Origin of the sequence: Acinetobacter sp. CIP 51.11 (genome assembly GCF_000369665.1) — a bacterium.
Lineage (GTDB): Bacteria > Pseudomonadota > Gammaproteobacteria > Pseudomonadales > Moraxellaceae > Acinetobacter > Acinetobacter lwoffii_S.
The window spans coordinates 1,997,241-2,017,013 of record NZ_KB850129.1; the positions used below are offsets into that span (position 1 = coordinate 1,997,241).

Consider the following 19,773-nt stretch of genomic DNA (forward strand, 5'->3'; position numbering starts at 1 on the left):
TCATTTTCTCGCTGTTGACCTTATGCAATTCAATAAATTCACTGACTATGCGCTTCGGATCCTGATGTATGTCGCACAGCCACGTGATCTCCCTTATACCATTGCAGAACTTGCCGAGCGCTTGCAGGTTTCACAGAATCATGCCATGAAAATCGTGCATTTTATGGCGAAACAGGACTGGCTGATCACCACACGTGGCAAAGGTGGCGGCATACGTTTAAATCCGGCAAGCCTGAACCTTCAACTGGGACAGATTGTGCGGATCCTGCAACGCGACAGCAATGTAGTGGAATGCAATAGCCCACCCTGCGTATTACGTCCGACCTGTGGTTTAAAAGGCATTTTAGATGATGCTGTCGAACAGTTTTATAGCAGTCTGGACCAATATGTGCTTAAAGATGTGATTAGGCCACGAAATGCGCGTTTCAGTACAAATTCTCCGATCAGCCTGATTAATCTTTAAAGTCTTCAGGGTCATGTCTTGTGACTTATTCTTGCGGCAAAGTTCGCTTGCCTGTGCGACTTCCTTTATAATGTTTCATTGTAGATCATTTATTGAAGTTGAGTTATGCACCACAGCAGAGGAAAATCCAAAAACAGTAAGACAGCCCATGCGCCTAAGCAAAAGATCAGCTACGAGAAAAAAGTTGATTCTGCCATTACTGAATATTCTGTGCGCGCACTCAACTGGCTACGCAAAGCCGAATTTTTAATGAGTGCACCCAAACTCAGTCTTTGTGTAGAAGATACTGGCTATGAAATTGCTTTTGCCGGCCGCTCAAATGCGGGTAAGTCCAGTGCGATTAATGCCTTGACCAACCAGAAACAGTTGGCACGTGCATCGAAAAAACCTGGCCGTACCCAGATGATCAACTTTTTCAGCCTGGGCAATCCGGATCAGCGTCTGGTCGACTTACCCGGTTATGGTTATGCGGCTGTGCCTGAAAAAATGAAACTGGTCTGGCAAAAAGAACTGGAAAATTACCTGATTCACCGCCAGAGCTTACAAGGCCTGGTATTGCTGATGGATATCCGCCATCCACTGCAACACTTTGATGTGATGATGCTGGAATGGGCTTATTCCCGCCAGTTGTTCGTGCATGTCTTGTTAACCAAGTCAGACAAACTAAACCGTGGTCCTGCATCCAAAGCCTTGCAGGAAGTCAAAGCGGCATTGAAAAAGATGAAGCTGGATTTCTCGATTCAACTGTTTTCCTCCATGAACAAACAAGGTTTAGAAGAACTGGCCAGCGTCATGGGTGGCCGTTTGAACTTTACCTTAGATCAAGCATCTGAATATGATCTGGACAGCATTCCGGAAGCATCAGCGCATGATTTGAATGAATCTGATGAACCGCTTGAAGAGCTCGAGCTTAGTGAAACTGATTCTGAGCATGCTGAAGTATCGACTCATGATTTAAATGAAGCTGAAGAACCGCTGGAATTGCTTGAGCAGGATCAATCCGAGCTTAAAGCGGCAGATGAGCTAAATCAGAATAAGCGTTCAGCGGATTAAGACCATATCACCTAAATGATCTGTGATCATTCTTGATTTATTAAAACTCAACGTACAAATAAAAAAGCAGGTCAAATACCTGCTTTTTTTTATTTTTTTAAATGTTTTAGCTATCTGTAGCTTGAAGATCGGGTTCACGCGTATGCCGGTCCACCACCACGCTGATCATCATATCTCCCTGAACATTCACCACTGTACGTACGGTATCCAGTAAACGGTCGATCGGTAAAAGAATGGCAATCGCCTCGGCAGGTAAACCAACCGATTGCAAGACCATAATCATGGTCACCATACCGGCACTCGGAATTCCCGGTGCACCTAAGGATGCAATCATCGCAGTTGCACAGACCACCAGTTGCTGCCCCAGACTCAGATCCAGCCCCATTAAATTGGCAATAAACAGAGCTGCAGCTGCTTCATACAGCGCCGTACCATCCATATTCAACTGTGTACCAAGTGGAATCACAAAGCCTGCAGTATGTGGACGTACCCCTAAATTTTCCTGCGCGCATTTCATCGACAAGGGCATGGTGGCCGAACTGGAACTGGTGGCAAAGGCAGTAATCAAGGCAGCACGTGTGCCTTTAAAGAACGTGACCGGATCCATCTTGCCGAAAATCCACAGCAATAAAGGCAAAACCACGATGCCATGAAAAATCGTCGTGCCGGTAACCACCGCAGCGAATTCAGCCAGACGACTGAGAACTGAAACATCTTCAGTGGCAATTAATTTAGCCAATAAGGCAAAAATACCGAGCGGTGCCAGTTTCATCACCCAGCCAATCATCAACATCATGATTTCAAAAAACTGGTGACTCAGCTTGCGCACAGTACGGAATTTATCTCCACCTGCGACTAGTGCTACACCCACAAATAAGGCAAAGACTACCACCGCCAAGACATTGCCATCGGCAAAAGCTTTAAACGGATTGATCAGGGTATTCTGAATAAAATTGGTAAAGAAAGATGAAGGTGTCAGGGTATCTGGCGTTTGATGTTGCGCCATGGCATCCTGGAACATCAGCACATCAACACCCTTACCGACATCAAACAAATGCGCACACGCCAGACCTAAAATGAGCGCCAAGGTGGTGGTGGTCACACAGCACATCAGGGTGATTTTCCAGGTGCGGCTTAGCTGCCCACCCGCCTGCAGATTGGATACGCCGACCACGATCGAGCTAAAAATCAGCGGCACTAACAGCATTTTTAACAAGCCAATAAAAATGCTGCTGACGATACCGATGCCATATAAGCTGACATCAAAAAATGAGGTCTGCGGAAATATCGTCAATAGAAATCCAAACAGCACCCCCAATACGGCGGCAATTAGAATTTGCGTATTTAAGCTCATCTTTTCATGCATTTTTAATATTGATCTTAAGCCGCACTATGCCATGCGAATTCTACAGAATCGAGTAATATTTTATAAACGCGGCGTGAGGACATGATATCAAATGGCCATTTTCATCCGGCTTAAAAACAAAAAGCCGAATCAGGGATTCGACTTTTTGAGCAGGAAGAAAAATTACTGTGTTTCGATTTCACGTAAACGGATCAAGCCTTCCTGAGAGGTACTGCAGACCAGCTCACCGTTCTGCCACATCCGGCCAAAATTCAGGCCACGCGAACTGGCGCTCTGGGTGGCATCCATATCGTAAAGCATCCATTCATCCGCACGGAATGGTTTATGGAAGTACATGGCATGGTCAATACTGGCACATTGTAAGCTTGGCGAAATATAACTCAGACCATGTGGACGAAGCGCCGTGGTCATCAAGGTAAAGTCAGAATAGAAAGCAGCAATGGCCTGATGCAAGGAGATCTGATCGACTTCTGCAGCAATACGGTCATGCGTACGGATATAGTGCGCATAAGACGGTGCTTCAGGTTGAGGCTGGAATGGATTTTGCGGATTGACCGGACGAATTTCCACATGACGATCACGAGTGAAAGATGCACGAACATTTTCCGGAATAAACTCAATAATCTGCTTGATCAGCTCTGCTTCATTTTTCAGGCTTTCTGCCGGTGGATATTCAGGCTCTGAAATCTGGTAATTCAGGCCCTCTTCCTGATGCGCGAAAGACACCATACACATGAAAATGGTACGGCCATGCTGAATAGCGCGCACCTGACGGCTGACAAAGCTCTTGCCGTCACGGATACGATCCACTTCATAAATAATCGGTGCATTGACATCCCCGCCAAACAGAAAATAGGCATGTAATGAATGTGCTGGACGGTCTGTGGTATAAGACGCGGCGCGTAGTGCCTGCCCTAAAACCTGCCCACCGAACACGCGCTTGCCCACCAGATTCCGGCTGATTCCCCGGAAAATGTTTTCTTCTAACTTTTCTAAGCTGAGCAGCTCGACCAGTTCCTGTGTTAAGGCATTCATAAGCAACCTATCTAATATTGGAGATATCCCAAAATGGAAAAAAGGATCTAAATAATTGATCTGGAATATTCTGCCACAAAATCAGAACGAAACTCTAAAGTTTGCATGACTGTTCTGTCATACTGATGTCATAAGTGACTAGGAAAAGCACCTGCTTTCACGCTAAAATTGAAGCACTTCTGTTGAAGTTGTTAAAAAAAGATATATTGTTTCGCTTTAGAAACCCGCAAAATAAATTCCCTCAGAAGTCCTGTGGTTTTGGTCAGTAAAATTAGGAGCAGCTATGTCCAAGAATGGCTTTGGTCAAATGTATCGCAAGCTTTCAAGTAAGTTACTTGATCTTGTGGTTACCCCTCATGTCCTTGGGGAAGTACCAAGTGAAGTGACAGCACCTGAATCTGATCAGACTACAGCAGAATCGCAAAAGCTGGTCTGCTACGTTTTACAGAACCATTCACGTAGTAATGCGCTCGTGGTCGATGCAGAAACACGCCGCTTAAAATTACCGGCTGCACTTGATCCAATGCAACTCGGAAACAACAAGGAAAAAGCATCGGTACTGTTTTTACAGCATCATGATGAAAATAATTTGCTGAGCTCACCACCCCATGCTTTCCCGCCGCGCCTGTTACGCCTGATTGAAATTCTGGAACAGCATCCTGAGCTGGATGTCGAACTGGTACCGGTAACAGTACTTTGGGGACGCGAACCCGAGAAAGAAGATTCTTGGTTTAAACTGCTATTTACCGATACCTGGTCTACGCCAAGCCGGGTCAAACAACTGGTCAATATCGGCCTGCATGGTCGCCAGTCTTATTTAGAGTTCCATGAATCGCAGTCTTTACGCACCTTGATTAACTTTGCTAAAGAGACGTATCCAAATTCAGCGCCGGCCACCTATATTGTTAGCACTTTAAATGATTACCTGGATGGTCAGCGCGAAGTCATTCTCGGGCCGGATCTGTCCGACCGCCGTAATGTCATGCATGGCCTGATCAAGTCACCAGATGTACAGGCAGCGATTCGCAATGACAGTATTCGTAGCAAAATCTCGATGCTGGAATCTGAACGTCGTGCGATTGGTTATCTGAACGAAATCGTTTCCGATTATTCTCATTCTACCGTACGTTTTGCCGACAAGGCCCTGACCCGCTTATGGACCCAGCTTTATGATGGTGTGGAAGTGCATAATTTCAGTACCGTGCGTGAACTGGCCAAGGATTATGAAATTGTCTATACCCCATGTCACCGTAGTCACATCGACTATTTGTTATTGTCTTATGTGATCTATCGTCGTGGCTTGATGGTGCCGTATATCGCTGCGGGCGATAACCTGAATATGCCTTTTGTCGGTCAGATTTTACGCGGTGGTGGTGCCTTCTTTATTCGCCGTACCTTCCGCGGCAATGCGCTCTATACCACAGTGTTTAAAGAATATCTGTATAGCGTCCTGTCACGTAATACCCCGCTGGAATACTTTATTGAAGGTGGCCGTTCACGTACCGGTCGTTTGCTTCCGCCAAAAACCGGGATGCTGGCAATGACCGTGCATGGTCATTTACGTGGCAAATCTAAGCCGATCGTATTTTTGCCGACCTATATCGGCTATGAGCGCCTGATGGAAGGTGGCACTTATGTCGGTGAGATGAGTGGCAAGCCGAAAGAAGCCGAGTCTATTTTTGGAATTTTGAAAACCCTGCGCAAGATTGAACGCATTTTTGGCAAGGTACATCTGAACTTCGGTAACCCGGTGTTTCTGGATGATATTCTGAAACAGCATGGCGCAGAACATATCAAGATCGAAAAGAATGATGATCCGATTCCACAAGCGGTTTCTGATGCAGTGAATAGCTCGGCACAAGCCATTCTGGAAAACATCAACAGTGCGGTCGTGATCAATCCAGTATCGTTATTGTCTTTAATCTTGCTGGCTACGCCGAAACATACGCTGGATGAAGAGATCTGTATCAAGCAGCTGGACACCTATCGCACCTTGCTTGCTGCCCTGCCTTATGATGAGCGCATGCAGGTGACGCCGCTTTCTGGCAAGGAAATTATTGCCTATGCAATGAAGCTAAAACTGATCAAGCGGGTCAAGCATGTACTGGGCGATATCATTGCCATTGAAGATAATCAGGCAGTTCTGCTGACGTATTTCCGTAATAATATTGTGCACACTTTTGTGCTGCCATCTTTGATTGCAGCCCTAGTTGAACATAACGGTACCATTCGCCGTCATGATGTCGTGAATATCAGCAGTACCCTGTACCCATTCCTCAAAGCTGAACTGTTTTTAAAATGGCATGAAGATGAGATTCAGGATCAGGTGAATGCGCATATTGACAGCTTAATTGCCTCAAAACTGATTACACAAGATGGCGAAAACCTCGTTGCACCGGCACCGAATACTGAAGCGCATCATCAACTGGAAGTTCTGGCTGCACCCGTGACCCAAAGTCTGGAACGTTATTACATGACTTTGGCACTGATTACCCAACGCGGTTCAGGCAACATTTCAACCCGTCAGGTGGAAGAGCTCAGTTATCTGGTAGGGCAGCGCCTGTCTGTGCTTTACGAGTTCAACTCACCTGAGTTCTTCGACAAAGCCCTGTTCCAGAGCTTTATTAAAGTCCTAACCCAAAAAGGTTATCTATGTACCAATGAAGACAATGCGATTGTCTTTGATGAACAGCTGACCAATGTGGCGCAGTATGCGGATCTGGTACTGGATGAAGTGAAGTTGCAGATGCTGCATCACATCACCGACTTTACGGATGAAGAACTGAAAGAAGCTTTGGATGCGGTTGCAGCTGAGCAAGCTAAGAAGCGTGCGAAGCGGAAAAAGAAGTAAGATTATTTAAGCCCCTAAGCTCCTTCTCCCTCCGCGGTGAAAAGCACTGCTTCGCAAGGGAGATGAGGAAAAATGTTCAAAAAATTCTCCACCTCTCCCTAGCCCTCTCCTAAAAGGAGAGGGAATTTAATCCTCCCTCTCCCCTTCGAGAAAAGGAGGAATGTTCCTCTTTTAAAAGAAGGGGCTAAAGATTATTTTTCCATCAACTCCAAATAATCCTCATAACAATCTGGATGCTCTAACTCAAATCCCATTTTCTGCATTCGAGTCGCATAAAGTTTCTTACCTGTCACCTGCCCGCTCTCAACTTTAAGCAAAGGAATCCTCATCTGCTGTTGAAACCATTGCAATATTTCATACAATAATTTTGGATCATTGTTGGTCGCAATATAAGAATTTTCAGGATGTTCAACGTGAATCATCTGTGACAAGAAACGTGATAAATCTTCAATATGAATCCGGTTGGACCAGTGCAGATTCGGATAACTCATCATCGAGGCGGCCATTTTTTGTAAGCGTTCTACCGATGTTCCATAAATCCCACTCGGACGAATGATCGTACATTGCTCAGGATAAGCAGTGAAATAAGCCTGCTCCATCTGCTGCAAGATTTTGCCCTGAGCATCAATTGGGTGAATTTCTGTTTCGTCATCTACGATTCCACCGGAATTTTGCCCATACACTCGTGTCGATGAAACCACTACAATCCGTTTCACCGGATGCTGTTTTAAGGCAGCCACAATAGGTTGAACCGAATCCAGATAAGTCTGCTGATAACCTTCAACCGCGCTTTGTTTTGGACTAAGTAATACATAGACCCAGTCAATCGGTGTAACTGCTGTTAAATCCAGTTTATGCACATCCTGAATCAGATGAGTTGCGAATGAATCTGTTTTGGGACTCTGGCTAATTGTGCTAATTTGATGACCTTGCTCAAATAGTTGTTTAGCCACACGTCGGGATGTTTTACCATAACCGATAAATAAAATATGCATTGAGCACCGAATCACAAATCTGGTTGAGGGGACATGGCTGCAGTCCATCAGTTACAAGGCGTTGGCAATGCCGCCGCTGCATTACTCGAAAAACTAAATATCTTCAATACTGATGATTTGCTTTTTCATCTACCACGTGACTATGAAGACCGTAGCACGATCATTCCTATGAATCAATTGAGCGTGGGACGCAGCTATCTGCTGGAAGGCATCGTTAAAGGTGTGGATTTTCCACCTGGCAAACGCAAATCCATGGCTGTGCTGCTGGATGATGATTTTGGCAAAGTCACTTTACGTTTTTATCATATTTATAAAGGCATTACCGACCGCTGCAAACTGGGTAACCGTTTAAGAATTTTTGGTGAAGTGCGGGTCGGTGCGCGCGGTCTGGAAATGTATCATCCCGAACTGCAAGTCATTACTGAGGACACACCTTTACCTCAAACCCAGCTCACCGCGATTTACCCTGCGACTGAAGGCCTGACCCAGCCAAAAATACGGGCCTATATTCAGCAGGCCTTGGCTCAATACAGCGATCATCTGCCTGAATTGCTACCAGCAAAATTTAGTAACGGTTATGCGCTGAAACAGGCGCTGGAATATATCCATCACCCGCCTGTCAACGCCAATATGCTGCAGCTGGCACAAGGCTCACATCCTGCACAGCAGCGTCTGATCTTTGAAGAGCTGGTAGCGCATCAGATCAGTTTATTGACACGTCGGGCCTTTATTCAGCAAGTCGAAGCGCCTTCATTTACGCCCAGTAAAACCTATGCCAAACAGCTCTTAGCCAGTCTGGCTTTTGAAATGACCGGTGCGCAAAAACGTGTATCCAGAGAAATCGTGCAGGATTTAAAAAGCAATAAACCGATGTTGCGTCTGGTGCAAGGCGATGTCGGCGCGGGTAAAACCCTGGTGGCTGGTGTCGCAGCTTGCCATGCACTGGAAGAAGGCTGGCAAGTTGCATTGATGGCACCGACCGAGATTCTGGCCGAGCAGCATTATCTGAATTTTAAACGCTGGTTTGAGCCTTTGGGCTTAAATGTGGCCTGGCTTTCCGGCAAGCAAAAAGGTAAAGCTCGCGCCGCAGCGGAACAGGTGATTCGGGATGGCAGCGCCCATCTGTTGATCGGAACGCATGCCCTGTTTCAGGAAAATGTCGAGTTTGCCAAACTGGGTCTGGTGATTATTGATGAACAGCACCGCTTTGGTGTGGATCAGCGCCTTGCACTCAGAAATAAAGGGCTAGATGGTATGTCTCCGCATCAACTGGTGATGACTGCGACTCCGATTCCCCGCACACTGGCCATGTCTGCCTATGGTGATCTGGATACCTCGGTGATTGACGAGCTGCCGCCGGGCCGTACCCCGATTCAGACCGTGACCATTCCATTAGATCGACGCGAAGAAGTCTTGCAACGGATTGCCAGCAACTGTGCTGAAGGTAAGCAGGCATATTGGGTGTGTACACTGGTAGAACAGTCCGAAACCCTGGATGCTCAGGCCGCAGAAGCGACCTTTGCCGAAATTCGCGAGCGCTTTCCTGCGCTGAATATCGGACTGGTACATGGCAAGATGAAAGCCGATGAAAAACAGGCGGTAATGCAGCAGTTTAAAAATAATGAATTACAGCTCCTGATTGCCACCACCGTGATCGAAGTCGGGGTGGATGTACCCAATGCCTCCATTATGGTGATTGAAAATGCCGAGCGTCTGGGTCTATCTCAATTGCATCAGCTACGTGGCCGGGTCGGTCGTGGCGCCAAAGCCAGCTTCTGTGCCCTGCTGTATAAGCATCCACTTTCGCAAAATGGTCAGGAACGTTTAAGAATCATGCGCGAAACCAATGATGGTTTTATGATTGCCGAGAAAGATCTGGAGTTACGTGGCCCGGGTGAGCTGCTCGGGACCAAACAGACTGGCGACATGAATTTCCGTGTGGCCAAACTGGAACGTGATGATCACCTGCTCAATCAGGCACATTATGTGGCCCAGCAGATGCTCAAGGATTATCCTGATCAAGCCGAAGCATTATTGCAACGCTGGCTACCGGAAGCACCGCGCTATGCCTATGTTTAAATTACTGCAACATGGAAAATCCTGGCTGACCCGCTTGCAGCCCTGTCAGCTCTGTCTGACGGACCATCAGTCCATTCATTCAGTCTGTGAAGATTGCTGGCGACAATTACCCTGGGCACATCAAACCATTCAACGGCAGGAAATGCAGTTCCAGATTGCCTGCGACTATGCCTACCCGATGGATCGTTTGATTCAACTGTTTAAATATGAACAGAAACTGCATTTGCAAAATTTACTGGCAGGTGTGCTGTTAAGTTTAGACCTGCCTAAAGTCAGTGCGATAGTACCGATGCCGATCTCGAATGAGCGTCTGGCCGAGCGCGGTTATAATCAATCTCTGGTGCTGGCCAAACATGTGGCGAAACAGCTGAATGTACCCATCTGGCAACCGATTACCCGACTAAAACAACATTCACAGAAAGGTCTAAGCCGGCTGGAGCGGATTGAAGACATCCAGTCACAATTCCAGATCAGCACTATTTCCAAGCTACGGTATCGTCGGGTGCTGATTATTGATGATGTCGTCACGACTGGCAGTTCGATTCGGGCACTGAGCCAAACACTTGAACAATTGGGTTGTCAAAAAATTTATGCAGCCTGCCTGGCGGGCGCACAAATCTGAAAATTTAAGCTTGGGCAAGTAAATGAGACTTGACCCATGGAATCACAATTTCAGTCGTCAAAGGTGCCAGCAGCACCTCTTTTTCATCCAGATCGACCCATTTCATTTCAGCGATTTCAGCTTCAATTTTCGGTGCCTGATCCAGACTTACCCAATAGACATAACTCACCAATTGATGATCAGGTTCATTCGCCGTCTGGGTTTCAAAACGCCCAATGAATTGCTGAATCTGTGCCTTTGTACCAATTTCTTCCTGAATTTCACGCAACATCGTTGCTTCTGGTGCTTCATTTGGCTCCAGCTTGCCACCGACCTGCATAAAGCAGGATGTCCCTTTTTTGCGAACCACCAGCAGTTGTTGCGCTTCATTTAAAATAATGGCCGCAGCCACCGTAATCACTTTCATTTATTTTCTACAAATCATGCTGTGGACAGTTTATTTTACAAGATCGGTCTGATCGACCATACCCCATTTCGCTTCAGGTGGCTGATAACTTTCAAACTGGCGTAAAATATCATCCAGATTATCACTCACAATTAAAGCATCGCTAAAGCGCGCTTTGGTAAAACCTTTCTCGGTCGTCATATGGATAAATTTGAGTAAATCATCATAGAAACCATCTACATTTAAAAAAGCACAAGGCTTTTTATGAATTCCCAACTGTGCCCAGGTCCATTGTTCAAAAATTTCTTCCAACGTTCCTGCACCACCCGGAATGGCAATAAATCCCTGTGCCAGTTCCGACATGCGGGTTTTACGTTCGTGCATATTATCGACCACAAATAGCTCGGTAATATGCGGATGCGCCAGTTCACGATTGACCAGCTGTCTTGGAATTACACCAATCACCTTGCCACCAGCAGCCAAAGCACTATCAGCGATAATCCCCATCAAGCCAGAACGACCACCGCCATAGACCAGCGTCTGATGCCTTGCTGCCAAGGTCTGGCCAACCTTTTCGGCGATCTGGGCATAGAGAGGATCCGAGCCCAGTGCTGAACCACAAAAAATTGCGATAGAATTCATCATTTCACTCTCCAATTGACGCTATATTGTACAAAATCGCTGCAAGCGCGTTTTTTCCAAAAATAACTGCTTAATATCAGTGTTTTTATTCAATTCCTTGTCTAAAATACACCCATTCCAATTCACATACTGCGCCAGGGAGAAAAGACAGCATGCTTGAAGCCTTTTACGCCACAGAGCGCGGTAGCTTAGAAGATATCACGATTAACGGTGATTTCGACCTGCATCCAGATTTAGTATGGCTTGATCTGATTGCACCTTCACAAGAAGAGCAGCAATGGATTCTAGATGCCTATGCGCAAAACTTACCGACCTTAAAATCGCTGGAAGATATCTCCTCTAGTGCTCGATTTTACCGTGATGATGACGGTATTTTGCATATCAGCACCTATTTTTTAACCAAAAATAAAAACTATCAGGTCGAGAATGAAAACGAAGATGAATCCAGCATGCTGGCGACGGTACAAACCGTAGCATTCATTCTGCATAAGGACCGTCTTTTTACCTTGCGTGGCGAAAAACTGGTGGCCTTTCGTGCCTTCCGTGCCCGTGCGCGCCGTAATGATTATGAAATCGATTATAAAGATCCAACCTGGATTTTATTGGGCCTGCTCGAAGCCAAACTGGATGAGCTGGCCGATATTCTGGAAGATGTACATAAAGATTTAGAGAAATATTCAACTGAAGTGTTGAATAATCGCCATCGCGAGCAGATTCTCGATCTGGATGACATGATTACCCGTCTGGCTCAACTGGAAGATATGCTCGGTAAAGCGCAACTCTGTCTGATCGATTTACGTCGTGTTCTGACTTTCCTGTCTCGTCCACGCGCCTTGGGCAGTCATATTTATGATGCGGATATCCGAGAACTCAGTGAAGATGTGCGCTCGCTGGTTGAACATGATGCCTTCCTGTTTCAGAAAGTGCGCTTCCTGCTCGATACCACGTCCGGATTCATTAACACGGAACAGAACGATACGATTCGTCGATTCTCGATCCTGCCAAGTATGCTTGCACCGCCGATGCTGATCGCCAGTATTTATGGGATGAATACCGAAGTTCTGCCTTTTGCACAAGGCACCATGAGCTTCATTATGGTCAGTATCATTTTGATCGGCTTTTTAATTGGGCCATTGATTTACTTTAGATGGAAGAAGTGGATTTAATTTCTTCACCCTCTCTCTAACTCTCTCCCATAAGGAGAGAGGACTTCCAATATTTATTGAGATAGTAGTTTTTAAAAATCATCATTTCTATCCATAAAGTTAGAGAGGAAGTTCCCTCTCCTTTTAGGAGAGGGTTAGGGTGAGGTCATATTTTAATCCTTCCTAACGTCCTTTTGATAAAGGAAGGACTTTACTTTTAAAATGTGTCAACAATAAAAAAAAAGCACCTTTCGGTGCTTTTTTTATTTACTGAATGATCTGTAAATCATCCTGTAAATGACAGGCCTGAATGATATTCATCATTTTAGCAGGGACAGCTTTAAACTGTAGTCCTTGCGCTTGAGGCGTCTGGCGCAACCAGCGCACCAATACTGCCAAAGCCAAAGTACTACCACTTTCAAGCCCAGCTAGATTAACCACAAGCGGAAACTTGCTCTGTGACTGAACCACACGCAGACCATTTAGGTAATAGTCCTGCGCATTGGTATAGTCAATCTTGCCTGAAACCTGCAATTCCTGATCCTTGAATACAATCACGGCTCACCTATCTGATTATTTCTTGTTCTTGTCGATTGCAGCTTCTGCATCCGGTTTGAAGTTAGCAATGGCTTTATCTATATTACCGCCATTACGTTTGACTGTCGCAGCAAACTGGTTACGGAATTGCAAACCTAGATCGATACCCGATACGTTGATGTTGCGTATTTTCCATTGTGAACCTTTGTCCACCAGCTGGAACGCCACTGGAATTTTCTCGCCTTTATTATTAAAGTCGATGGTTACAACAGGATTTTTGCTGTTGCTGGCCTTGTACGGACGCACGCTATAGGTCTGATTGCTGAACTTGGAAAATGCAGAACCATAATTTTCAATGAGCGTTTCACGGAAATTCTTTTCAAACTGCGCGCGCTGTGCAGCAGTACTATACTGGTTCGTCGCATAAGTCCCCATCACAATACGCGTGAAAGACTGTGAATCAATGTATGGATCCAGATTCTGGCGGACAATCGCTTTGACCAGCGCTGGATTGTTCTGCAATTTTGCGTTATCAGCTTTGAGGCGCTCAATCAAACCATCTGCCACTTTTTTAATAAAAGCAGGTGGCGCTTCAGACGGTGCAGCAAACACTGTACCAGCAACCATTGTTGAAAGAATGCTTGCTGCAAGCGTTTGTTTTACTAAAGTCTTCACTGAAATCTCCTCAATCTATTATTCAACAAATGCAGGTTCTGCATCAGTCGATTCTGAAACTGTCGCCTGTTCTGGGGCAGTTTCTTGACTATCCGACGATTTACCGGCACCGCCAGTAATGAACTTCGTCACTAAATCTTCAATTTCCATGGTGCCTTGGGTATTGGCAATCTGATCACCGCGTTTCAAATAGTTCAGACCACCACCTGGAATAATTTTCAGGTATTTTTCACCCAACAACCCATTGGTCGCTACCATAATATAAGCATCTTCATCAATATTGGTGATGGATTTCATGTTATCTAACAGTTGTTTTTCCATGTCTTTTTGTTGCGCAGGTGCAGCCGCAGTATAGTCCGAACTATAACGTAACTCTTCCAGTGCTTCCTGCTGAACTTGTTTTAATTGTTCAGTATTAAAAGAGGTCAATGAGCCATCCAGGGTCATATGCACGGTTGCCAGACGCGTTACAGGATCTAAGGTAATGTCATCGACCTGTCCTACTTTCACGCCACTTAAAGCGACTTTGGCACGTGGCTTGATGCCATTTACATTTTCAAACGTTGCCGTCATTTTATAGCTGTCGGAAATATTGCTTCCCACCAGTCCACTGACACGCATCGCCAAAAAGAACAGGGCAATCCCGAACAAAATAACAAAAACACCAACGGCCAGCTCACTAGTACGTGATTTCATTAAACACCTCCGAACATGACCGCAGTCAACACAAAATCAAAGCCTAAAACGCACAGTGAAGAATATACGACTGTACGGGTTGTAGAAGTTGCAATACCTTCCGATGTTGGTACACAGGCATAGCCTTGATATACCGCAATCCAGGTACAAATTAATGCGAATACAAAACTTTTAATAATAGTGCCATTCAAGACATCTTTATAAAATTGCACACTGCTTTCCATGCCGCTCCAATACGCACCCTCATCGGCACCCAGAAAATCGACACCGACCATTTTACCGCCCATAATACCGACTGCGGCGAAGATGACCGAGAGCATGGGCAAGCTGAAAATCCCCGCCCAGAGACGCGGTGAAATCACCCGTTTTAAAGGATCTACACCGATCATTTCCATACTGGACAACTGTTCAGTGGCTTTCATCAGACCAATTTCTGCGGTCAAGGCCGAACCGGCACGTCCTGCAAACAGCAAAGCGGCGACCACAGGTGCCAGTTCACGGAGCAAGGTCAGCGCAACTGCTGTGCCAAGCATGGATTCACTGCCAAAAGTCGACAGAATACTGAACATCTGCAAGCCAAGTACAGCACCAATAAACAGGCCAGACACCACAATAATCAGCAGGGACAAGACCCCGACCCGATACATCTGATACACAAACAGTTTTACTCCAAGCCAGGTCGGCATTGAAAATAAAATCTGCAACAGCATCAGGGTGGCGACCCCAATGCCCTGTACACGTTCAATAACGCGTCTACCTAATGCGGCAATTGCATTCATGAACGTACCTCATCACTTAAATAAGCCCGATGACTAAACTGATAATCCACTGGACCTTCGACAGAACCGGTCAAGAATTGCTGTACAAAGGCAGACGGATGCGCTTTTAGCTCTGTCGGTGTGCCCTCGCCCTGAATTTTGCCTTCTGCGACCACATAGATGTAGTCCGCAATCGATAAAGTCTCTGCAACATCATGCGAAACAATAATCGTGGTCAAGTCCAGTGCTTCGCGCAAAGAGCGGATTAAACGGGTCAATACCCCCATCACAATCGGATCTTGTCCGGCAAAGGGTTCATCGTACATGATCAGCTCAGGATCTAGCGCAATCGCCCGGGCCAGAGCCACGCGTCGGTTCATACCACCAGATAACTCGGATGGCATCATCTGCTCTGCACCACGTAAACCGACCGATTCCAGTTTCAGTGCCACGATTTCCTTAATCAGATGTTCTGGCAGTTTGGTATGTGCCCGAATCGGAAATGCGACATTTTCATACACGCTCATATCGGTAAACAAAGCACCGCTCTGAAACAGCATGCCCATACGTGCACGTGCTGAAAAAAGTTCGGAACGTGACATCGAGGCAATATCTTTGCCATCCAATAAGACCTGACCATGTTCGGGCGTCAGCTGTCCACCAATCAGTCTTAATAAGGTGGTTTTACCGGTTCCCGATGGCCCCATGATGGCGGTAATCTGTCCACGACGAATAGTTAAACTCACGTCGTCATAAATCACGCGCTCACCCCGCTTGAAGCTCAAATTCTTGACTTCAATCAGAGACTGAGTATCTCGCGCTGTTTGATTTTTCATAGCTGAGTTTATTCCTGCATTTTTTCAGCATGCATACTATAAAGGAACGAAGTTCAAAATGTTAGCAGTTGAAAAAGATGGTCTAATATCATAAAAAAATAACAACAATAGATTATTTCGAATTTTTTATAATAAAAATATGTACTTAAGCTTGATTTAGGTACATTGATTAATTAAAAAAACTGTATAGATAATAGATAATATTACATAAAATCAAAGTCAATGCGATATATGGCATATACACCTCTATCAATTGAGATCGAAGAGCTAAGCTTTTCATATGAATAGTTATCATAACCCTGAAAAAATATGATTTAGTAGACATTTTACGTTAAAAAGCAAAAAACTCAATGCATAAAAAAACCGGTATTTCTACCGGTTTTTTATCTTCATCTAGCGATTAAAATTAGTCGTTAAACTTACGACGTGGACGATCTTCACCACCGAACGAACGTTCACCACGTGGTTTGTCATCAAAGTTGCGACGTACTGGACGATCACCGAAATCACGTTTCGGACGGTCATCACCAAATGAACGCGCTGGACGATCACCGAAACCACCTTCACGACGTGGAGCAGGACGATCACCAAAATCACGTTTTGGACGATCACCATAACCACCTTCACGAGCTGGTTTGTAATCTACACGGTTGCCACGGTTGTCATCATTAGAGCGAGGACGGTCACCAAAACCACCTTCACGACGTGGAGCTGGACGATCACCGAAGTCACGCTTTGGACGGTCATCAAACGAACGTTGTGGACGGTCGCCAAAACCACCTTCACGACGCGGAGCTGGACGATCACCAAAGTCACGACGTGGACGATCTTCACCAAATGCCGGACGTTCGCCACGAGGTTTGTCATCGAAGCTACGACGTGGACGATCATCACCGCCTTCACGACGTTTGAAGTTGCTTTCGCCTTCAAAACGACGACCGCCACCGAAACCACCACGACCGCCATCACGACGACCGCCATCACGGCCACGACCGCGACCAGCGCCATCACGGCTACCACGTGCAGGAGGTGGAGATGGCTCAAGACCTTCAATTTCAGATACGTTTAGACGCGCATCAAGGAAGTCTTCTAAAGCACGGATTTTACCGCGTTCACGGTAAGTCGCCAAAGTAATTGCTTTACCAGTACGACCCGCACGACCTGTACGACCGATACGGTGTACATAGTCTTCGTTCTTCATTGGAAGACCGAAGTTGATGACGTGTGAAATTGTTGGTACGTCAAGACCACGCGCTGCAACGTCAGTTGCAACCAAGATCTTCGCACGACCTTCACGGATGCTGCGTAAACGACGGTTACGAACAGTTTGTGGCATAGCACCGTGAAGTGCTACAACTGATAGACCTGCTTCAGCAAGTTCTTCAGCCAACATATCTGTGTCTTCTTGAGTTGACGCAAATACTACTGCTTGATCAACGTCTTCTTCGTTCAACCAGTGAGTAAGAAGTTTTTTCTTGTGCTCGAAACCGTCAGTCCAATGCAAAGTCTGAGTAATATCAGTATTTGTAGAGTGACCAGTTTCGATCGAAATACGCATTGGATCATTCATCATGCGTTCTGCAAGTGTAATGATACGTGGTGCAAAAGTCGCAGAGAACATAAGAGTCTGTTTGCGGTTTGCAGCCAATTCACCAATTGCTTCTAAGTCTTCAGAGAAACCTAGGTCAAGCATACGGTCAGCTTCATCGACGATTAACGCGTCAACTTTATCCAATTTGATTTGACGACGATTTACCAAGTCCAGTAGACGACCTGGAGTTGCAACAACAACTTGCGCGCCTTTTAACTGTTGAATTTGCTTACCAAAAGGCATACCGCCCATGATTGCCGCAATACGAACACCTTTCATGTAACGTACAAATGCGATTGCGTCTTGACATACCTGTTGTGCCAATTCACGAGTCGGTGAAATCACCAAAATATTCGGTTGAGTAACCGCTTTCATACGGTCTTTAAACGGCACTAATGTATCTTGGTTTGCCAACGCATTTAACGTAGGCAGTAAGAATGCAGCAGTTTTACCAGAACCTGTTTGGCTTGACACAAGAAGGTCTTTGCCTTCAAGCGCAGCTGGAATCGCTTGTTCTTGTACAGGAGTAGGAGTAGTAAAGCCTAAAGCGTCGAGAGCCTGGGTTAGAGAGTCGTCGAGGGAAAAATCAGCAAAAGTTTTGCTCATAGAGAGTATTCACCCTGAAGTGGGTGCTCCATTTAATAAATAACAATTATGGACATCGGCAAAAAGCGGCACAGCAAATAATGCTGAAAATATTAGGATTCAGCAGCGATCCGAGTAACGACGATGTGGATATAACGCACGCATGATTACGGCCGCAAACCTGAAGGAATCGCTTAAGCGATTGGGGCGCGAAGGATATGTCCTCTCTATGGACAGCACGCGCATACAATGATTAGAAGATAGTGTTCAGGTAAAGAACAGAAATTAAGTGCGTGGCGGAATTATAGCAGAATATTCCACAATGTCATTAAGTTTTAAAACTAATTTTCCTTATTCATAATTTATCTATATATTTCTAATACTTAAAATATAACAAAAAATGTAACAGGCGGTATAAAAAGTCATTTTTCGCCAATTCATCTGATATTTCCAGTATTCAAGCAAAGATCAACAACCCTGTACCATGCTCTCGCGACTTAAACTTCTGTGCATAAAAAAGGCATCCCGAAGGATGCCTTTTCTCAATATTAGATCTAATTCATCTAAACCCGATTATTTTGCTGCTTCGCCCCAAGCAGGAACAACTGCTTGCATTAAAGGCTTAAGCATTTTCATTGAACAAGCCAAAACTTGACCATTTTCCATAGAGTCGCTACCACCACGTGCATCAACTACAGTACCGCCTGCTTCTTTCACGATCAATTCGCCAGCTGCGATATCCCAAGGCTTTAAACCAAGTTCGAAATAACCATCGAAACGACCTGCAGCAACATAGGCTAAATCCAATGCTGCAGAACCTGAACGACGATATTGCGCGCCAGCTTCAGTTACGTTTAACAGGGTTTGAAAATGATTCTTGGCATAAGACACAACTTCGCCATTACGCTTGGCACGATAAGCGTGACCAACAGCCATAAAGGTATTTTCCAGGCTGTCTTTAACATTCACACGAATACGGCGCTGGTTCATCATGGCACCACGACCACGACTGGCAGAGAATAGCTCATCTTTCACCGGGTCATAAATCACCCCGTGTTGAGTAATGCCTTTGTGCTGAACTGCGATAGAGATACAGAAATGCGGGAAACCGTTAATGAAGTTTAAAGTACCATCTAGCGGATCGATCACCCAACACCAATCGGCGTCATGACCTTTACCTTCCTGATAGCCAAACTCTTCACCAAGGAAACTGTGATTTTTATAGCTTTTACGTAGGGTATCGATGGTCAACTGTTCCAAATAACGATCTACACGCGTTACCGGACCATCAATTCCTTTTTCTTCGACTTGTAGATCGAGTTTATGACGATTCTGATGCGCTTTTAAAAGCTCTTGACCAACTAACTGAGCCGCACGCGCAGCCATCACCACCATAGGTTCCATTGAACACCCACTACAAATTTGAAGACACTGATAAAGAATAATGCATAAAAGCCCC

General features: G+C 45.5%; 17 protein-coding genes and 1 pseudogene. 6 read left to right on the forward strand and 12 right to left on the reverse strand.

From position 1 onward, the window contains the following. Positions 1 to 22 precede the first annotated feature (22 nt). Positions 23 to 463, forward strand: coding sequence for an RrF2 family transcriptional regulator (locus F894_RS13295; RefSeq protein ID WP_034438369.1), 441 nt, complete (start codon positions 23 to 25; stop codon positions 461 to 463). Between the two features lie 105 nt (positions 464 to 568). Continuing rightward, positions 569 to 1,345: pseudogene (gene yihA / locus F894_RS13300) on the forward strand (ribosome biogenesis GTP-binding protein YihA/YsxC); the annotation flags it as partial. A 277-nt stretch (positions 1,346 to 1,622) separates the two neighbouring features. On the opposite strand, the gene F894_RS13305 reads toward yihA, so the two are convergent. Further along, entirely contained in the window at positions 1,623 to 2,870 is a 1,248-nt protein-coding gene (locus tag F894_RS13305; RefSeq protein WP_034438519.1) for a dicarboxylate/amino acid:cation symporter, read from the reverse strand. Between the two features lie 174 nt (positions 2,871 to 3,044). Beyond that, on the reverse strand, positions 3,045 to 3,917 hold the full coding sequence (locus tag F894_RS13310; protein WP_004645045.1) for an acyl-CoA thioesterase: 873 nt from the start codon (positions 3,915 to 3,917) through the stop codon (positions 3,045 to 3,047). A 283-nt stretch (positions 3,918 to 4,200) separates the two neighbouring features. Between F894_RS13310 and plsB the strand changes: the two genes are divergently transcribed. After that, a complete protein-coding gene (plsB, locus tag F894_RS13315) occupies positions 4,201 to 6,768 on the forward strand; it encodes a glycerol-3-phosphate 1-O-acyltransferase PlsB (RefSeq protein ID WP_005248215.1) in 2,568 nt (855 codons plus the stop codon). 191 nt (positions 6,769 to 6,959) lie between these two features. On the opposite strand, the gene F894_RS13320 is transcribed toward plsB, so the two are convergent. Then, positions 6,960 to 7,763, reverse strand: coding sequence for an NAD(P)H-binding protein (locus F894_RS13320; RefSeq protein WP_005248216.1), 804 nt, complete (start codon positions 7,761 to 7,763; stop codon positions 6,960 to 6,962). A gap of 33 nt (positions 7,764 to 7,796) precedes the next feature. Between F894_RS13320 and recG the strand changes: the two genes are divergently transcribed. Together recG and F894_RS13330 are read left to right on the forward strand one after the other, a co-directional pair. After that, positions 7,797 to 9,842, forward strand: coding sequence for an ATP-dependent DNA helicase RecG (gene recG, locus F894_RS13325; RefSeq protein ID WP_005248220.1), 2,046 nt, complete (start codon positions 7,797 to 7,799; stop codon positions 9,840 to 9,842). Beyond that, entirely contained in the window at positions 9,829 to 10,464 is a 636-nt protein-coding gene (locus tag F894_RS13330; RefSeq protein ID WP_005248222.1) for a ComF family protein, read from the forward strand. The genes recG and F894_RS13330 overlap by 14 nt, the downstream gene beginning before the upstream one ends. A gap of 4 nt (positions 10,465 to 10,468) precedes the next feature. Here F894_RS13330 and F894_RS13335 read toward each other — a convergent pair whose 3' ends face one another. Beyond that, positions 10,469 to 10,870, reverse strand: coding sequence for an NUDIX hydrolase (locus tag F894_RS13335; RefSeq protein WP_005248224.1), 402 nt, complete (start codon positions 10,868 to 10,870; stop codon positions 10,469 to 10,471). 30 nt (positions 10,871 to 10,900) lie between these two features. Next, entirely contained in the window at positions 10,901 to 11,491 is a 591-nt protein-coding gene (locus F894_RS13340; RefSeq protein ID WP_004732303.1) for an LOG family protein, read from the reverse strand. A 152-nt stretch (positions 11,492 to 11,643) separates the two neighbouring features. On the opposite strand from F894_RS13340, the gene F894_RS13345 reads away from it, so the two are divergent. Next, positions 11,644 to 12,657 carry a CorA family divalent cation transporter gene (locus F894_RS13345; protein WP_005248226.1) on the forward strand — a complete coding sequence of 338 codons (1,014 nt, stop codon included), beginning with the start codon at positions 11,644 to 11,646 and terminating at the stop codon, positions 12,655 to 12,657. Positions 12,658 to 12,903: 246 nt separating this feature from the next. Here F894_RS13345 and F894_RS13350 read toward each other — a convergent pair whose 3' ends face one another. The 7 genes from F894_RS13350 to F894_RS13380 form a co-directional block, all read right to left on the reverse strand. Then, positions 12,904 to 13,194 carry an STAS domain-containing protein gene (locus F894_RS13350; protein ID WP_005248227.1) on the reverse strand — a complete coding sequence of 97 codons (291 nt, stop codon included), beginning with the start codon at positions 13,192 to 13,194 and terminating at the stop codon, positions 12,904 to 12,906. 15 nt (positions 13,195 to 13,209) lie between these two features. Next, complete coding sequence (locus F894_RS13355; RefSeq protein ID WP_004281529.1) at positions 13,210 to 13,848, reverse strand: MlaC/ttg2D family ABC transporter substrate-binding protein; 639 nt, start codon at positions 13,846 to 13,848, stop codon at positions 13,210 to 13,212. Between the two features lie 18 nt (positions 13,849 to 13,866). Then, entirely contained in the window at positions 13,867 to 14,544 is a 678-nt protein-coding gene (locus tag F894_RS13360; RefSeq protein ID WP_005248229.1) for an outer membrane lipid asymmetry maintenance protein MlaD, read from the reverse strand. Continuing rightward, complete coding sequence (mlaE, locus tag F894_RS13365; RefSeq protein WP_005248230.1) at positions 14,544 to 15,323, reverse strand: lipid asymmetry maintenance ABC transporter permease subunit MlaE; 780 nt, start codon at positions 15,321 to 15,323, stop codon at positions 14,544 to 14,546. Before mlaE ends, F894_RS13360 begins: the two co-directional genes overlap by 1 nt. Continuing rightward, positions 15,320 to 16,138, reverse strand: a complete 819-nt coding sequence (locus tag F894_RS13370) for an ABC transporter ATP-binding protein (protein WP_005248231.1) — start codon at positions 16,136 to 16,138, stop codon at positions 15,320 to 15,322. Before F894_RS13370 ends, mlaE begins: the two co-directional genes overlap by 4 nt. Positions 16,139 to 16,544: 406 nt before the next feature. Then, positions 16,545 to 18,335, reverse strand: coding sequence for a DEAD/DEAH box helicase (locus F894_RS13375; protein WP_005248232.1), 1,791 nt, complete (start codon positions 18,333 to 18,335; stop codon positions 16,545 to 16,547). Positions 18,336 to 18,887: 552 nt separating this feature from the next. Next, positions 18,888 to 19,718, reverse strand: coding sequence for an inositol monophosphatase family protein (locus F894_RS13380; RefSeq protein WP_004281534.1), 831 nt, complete (start codon positions 19,716 to 19,718; stop codon positions 18,888 to 18,890). Positions 19,719 to 19,773 lie beyond the last annotated feature (55 nt).

What these genes read in the sequence shown, in the direction of transcription:
- F894_RS13375 (WP_005248232.1), bottom strand. Translation starts at nt 18,335, where the DNA reads ATGAGCAAAACTTTTGCTGATTTTTCCCTCGACGACTCTCTAACCCAG.
- recG (WP_005248220.1), top strand. Translation starts at nt 7,797, where the DNA reads ATGGCTGCAGTCCATCAGTTACAAGGCGTTGGCAATGCCGCCGCTGCA.
- F894_RS13310 (WP_004645045.1), bottom strand. Translation starts at nt 3,917, where the DNA reads ATGAATGCCTTAACACAGGAACTGGTCGAGCTGCTCAGCTTAGAAAAG.
- F894_RS13360 (WP_005248229.1), bottom strand. Translation starts at nt 14,544, where the DNA reads ATGAAATCACGTACTAGTGAGCTGGCCGTTGGTGTTTTTGTTATTTTG.
- F894_RS13295 (WP_034438369.1), top strand. Translation starts at nt 23, where the DNA reads ATGCAATTCAATAAATTCACTGACTATGCGCTTCGGATCCTGATGTAT.
- F894_RS13340 (WP_004732303.1), bottom strand. Translation starts at nt 11,491, where the DNA reads ATGAATTCTATCGCAATTTTTTGTGGTTCAGCACTGGGCTCGGATCCT.
- F894_RS13330 (WP_005248222.1), top strand. Translation starts at nt 9,829, where the DNA reads ATGCCTATGTTTAAATTACTGCAACATGGAAAATCCTGGCTGACCCGC.
- F894_RS13320 (WP_005248216.1), bottom strand. Translation starts at nt 7,763, where the DNA reads ATGCATATTTTATTTATCGGTTATGGTAAAACATCCCGACGTGTGGCT.
- F894_RS13335 (WP_005248224.1), bottom strand. Translation starts at nt 10,870, where the DNA reads ATGAAAGTGATTACGGTGGCTGCGGCCATTATTTTAAATGAAGCGCAA.
- mlaE (WP_005248230.1), bottom strand. Translation starts at nt 15,323, where the DNA reads ATGAATGCAATTGCCGCATTAGGTAGACGCGTTATTGAACGTGTACAG.
- plsB (WP_005248215.1), top strand. Translation starts at nt 4,201, where the DNA reads ATGTCCAAGAATGGCTTTGGTCAAATGTATCGCAAGCTTTCAAGTAAG.
- F894_RS13370 (WP_005248231.1), bottom strand. Translation starts at nt 16,138, where the DNA reads ATGAAAAATCAAACAGCGCGAGATACTCAGTCTCTGATTGAAGTCAAG.
- F894_RS13305 (WP_034438519.1), bottom strand. Translation starts at nt 2,870, where the DNA reads ATGAGCTTAAATACGCAAATTCTAATTGCCGCCGTATTGGGGGTGCTG.
- F894_RS13380 (WP_004281534.1), bottom strand. Translation starts at nt 19,718, where the DNA reads ATGGAACCTATGGTGGTGATGGCTGCGCGTGCGGCTCAGTTAGTTGGT.
- F894_RS13345 (WP_005248226.1), top strand. Translation starts at nt 11,644, where the DNA reads ATGCTTGAAGCCTTTTACGCCACAGAGCGCGGTAGCTTAGAAGATATC.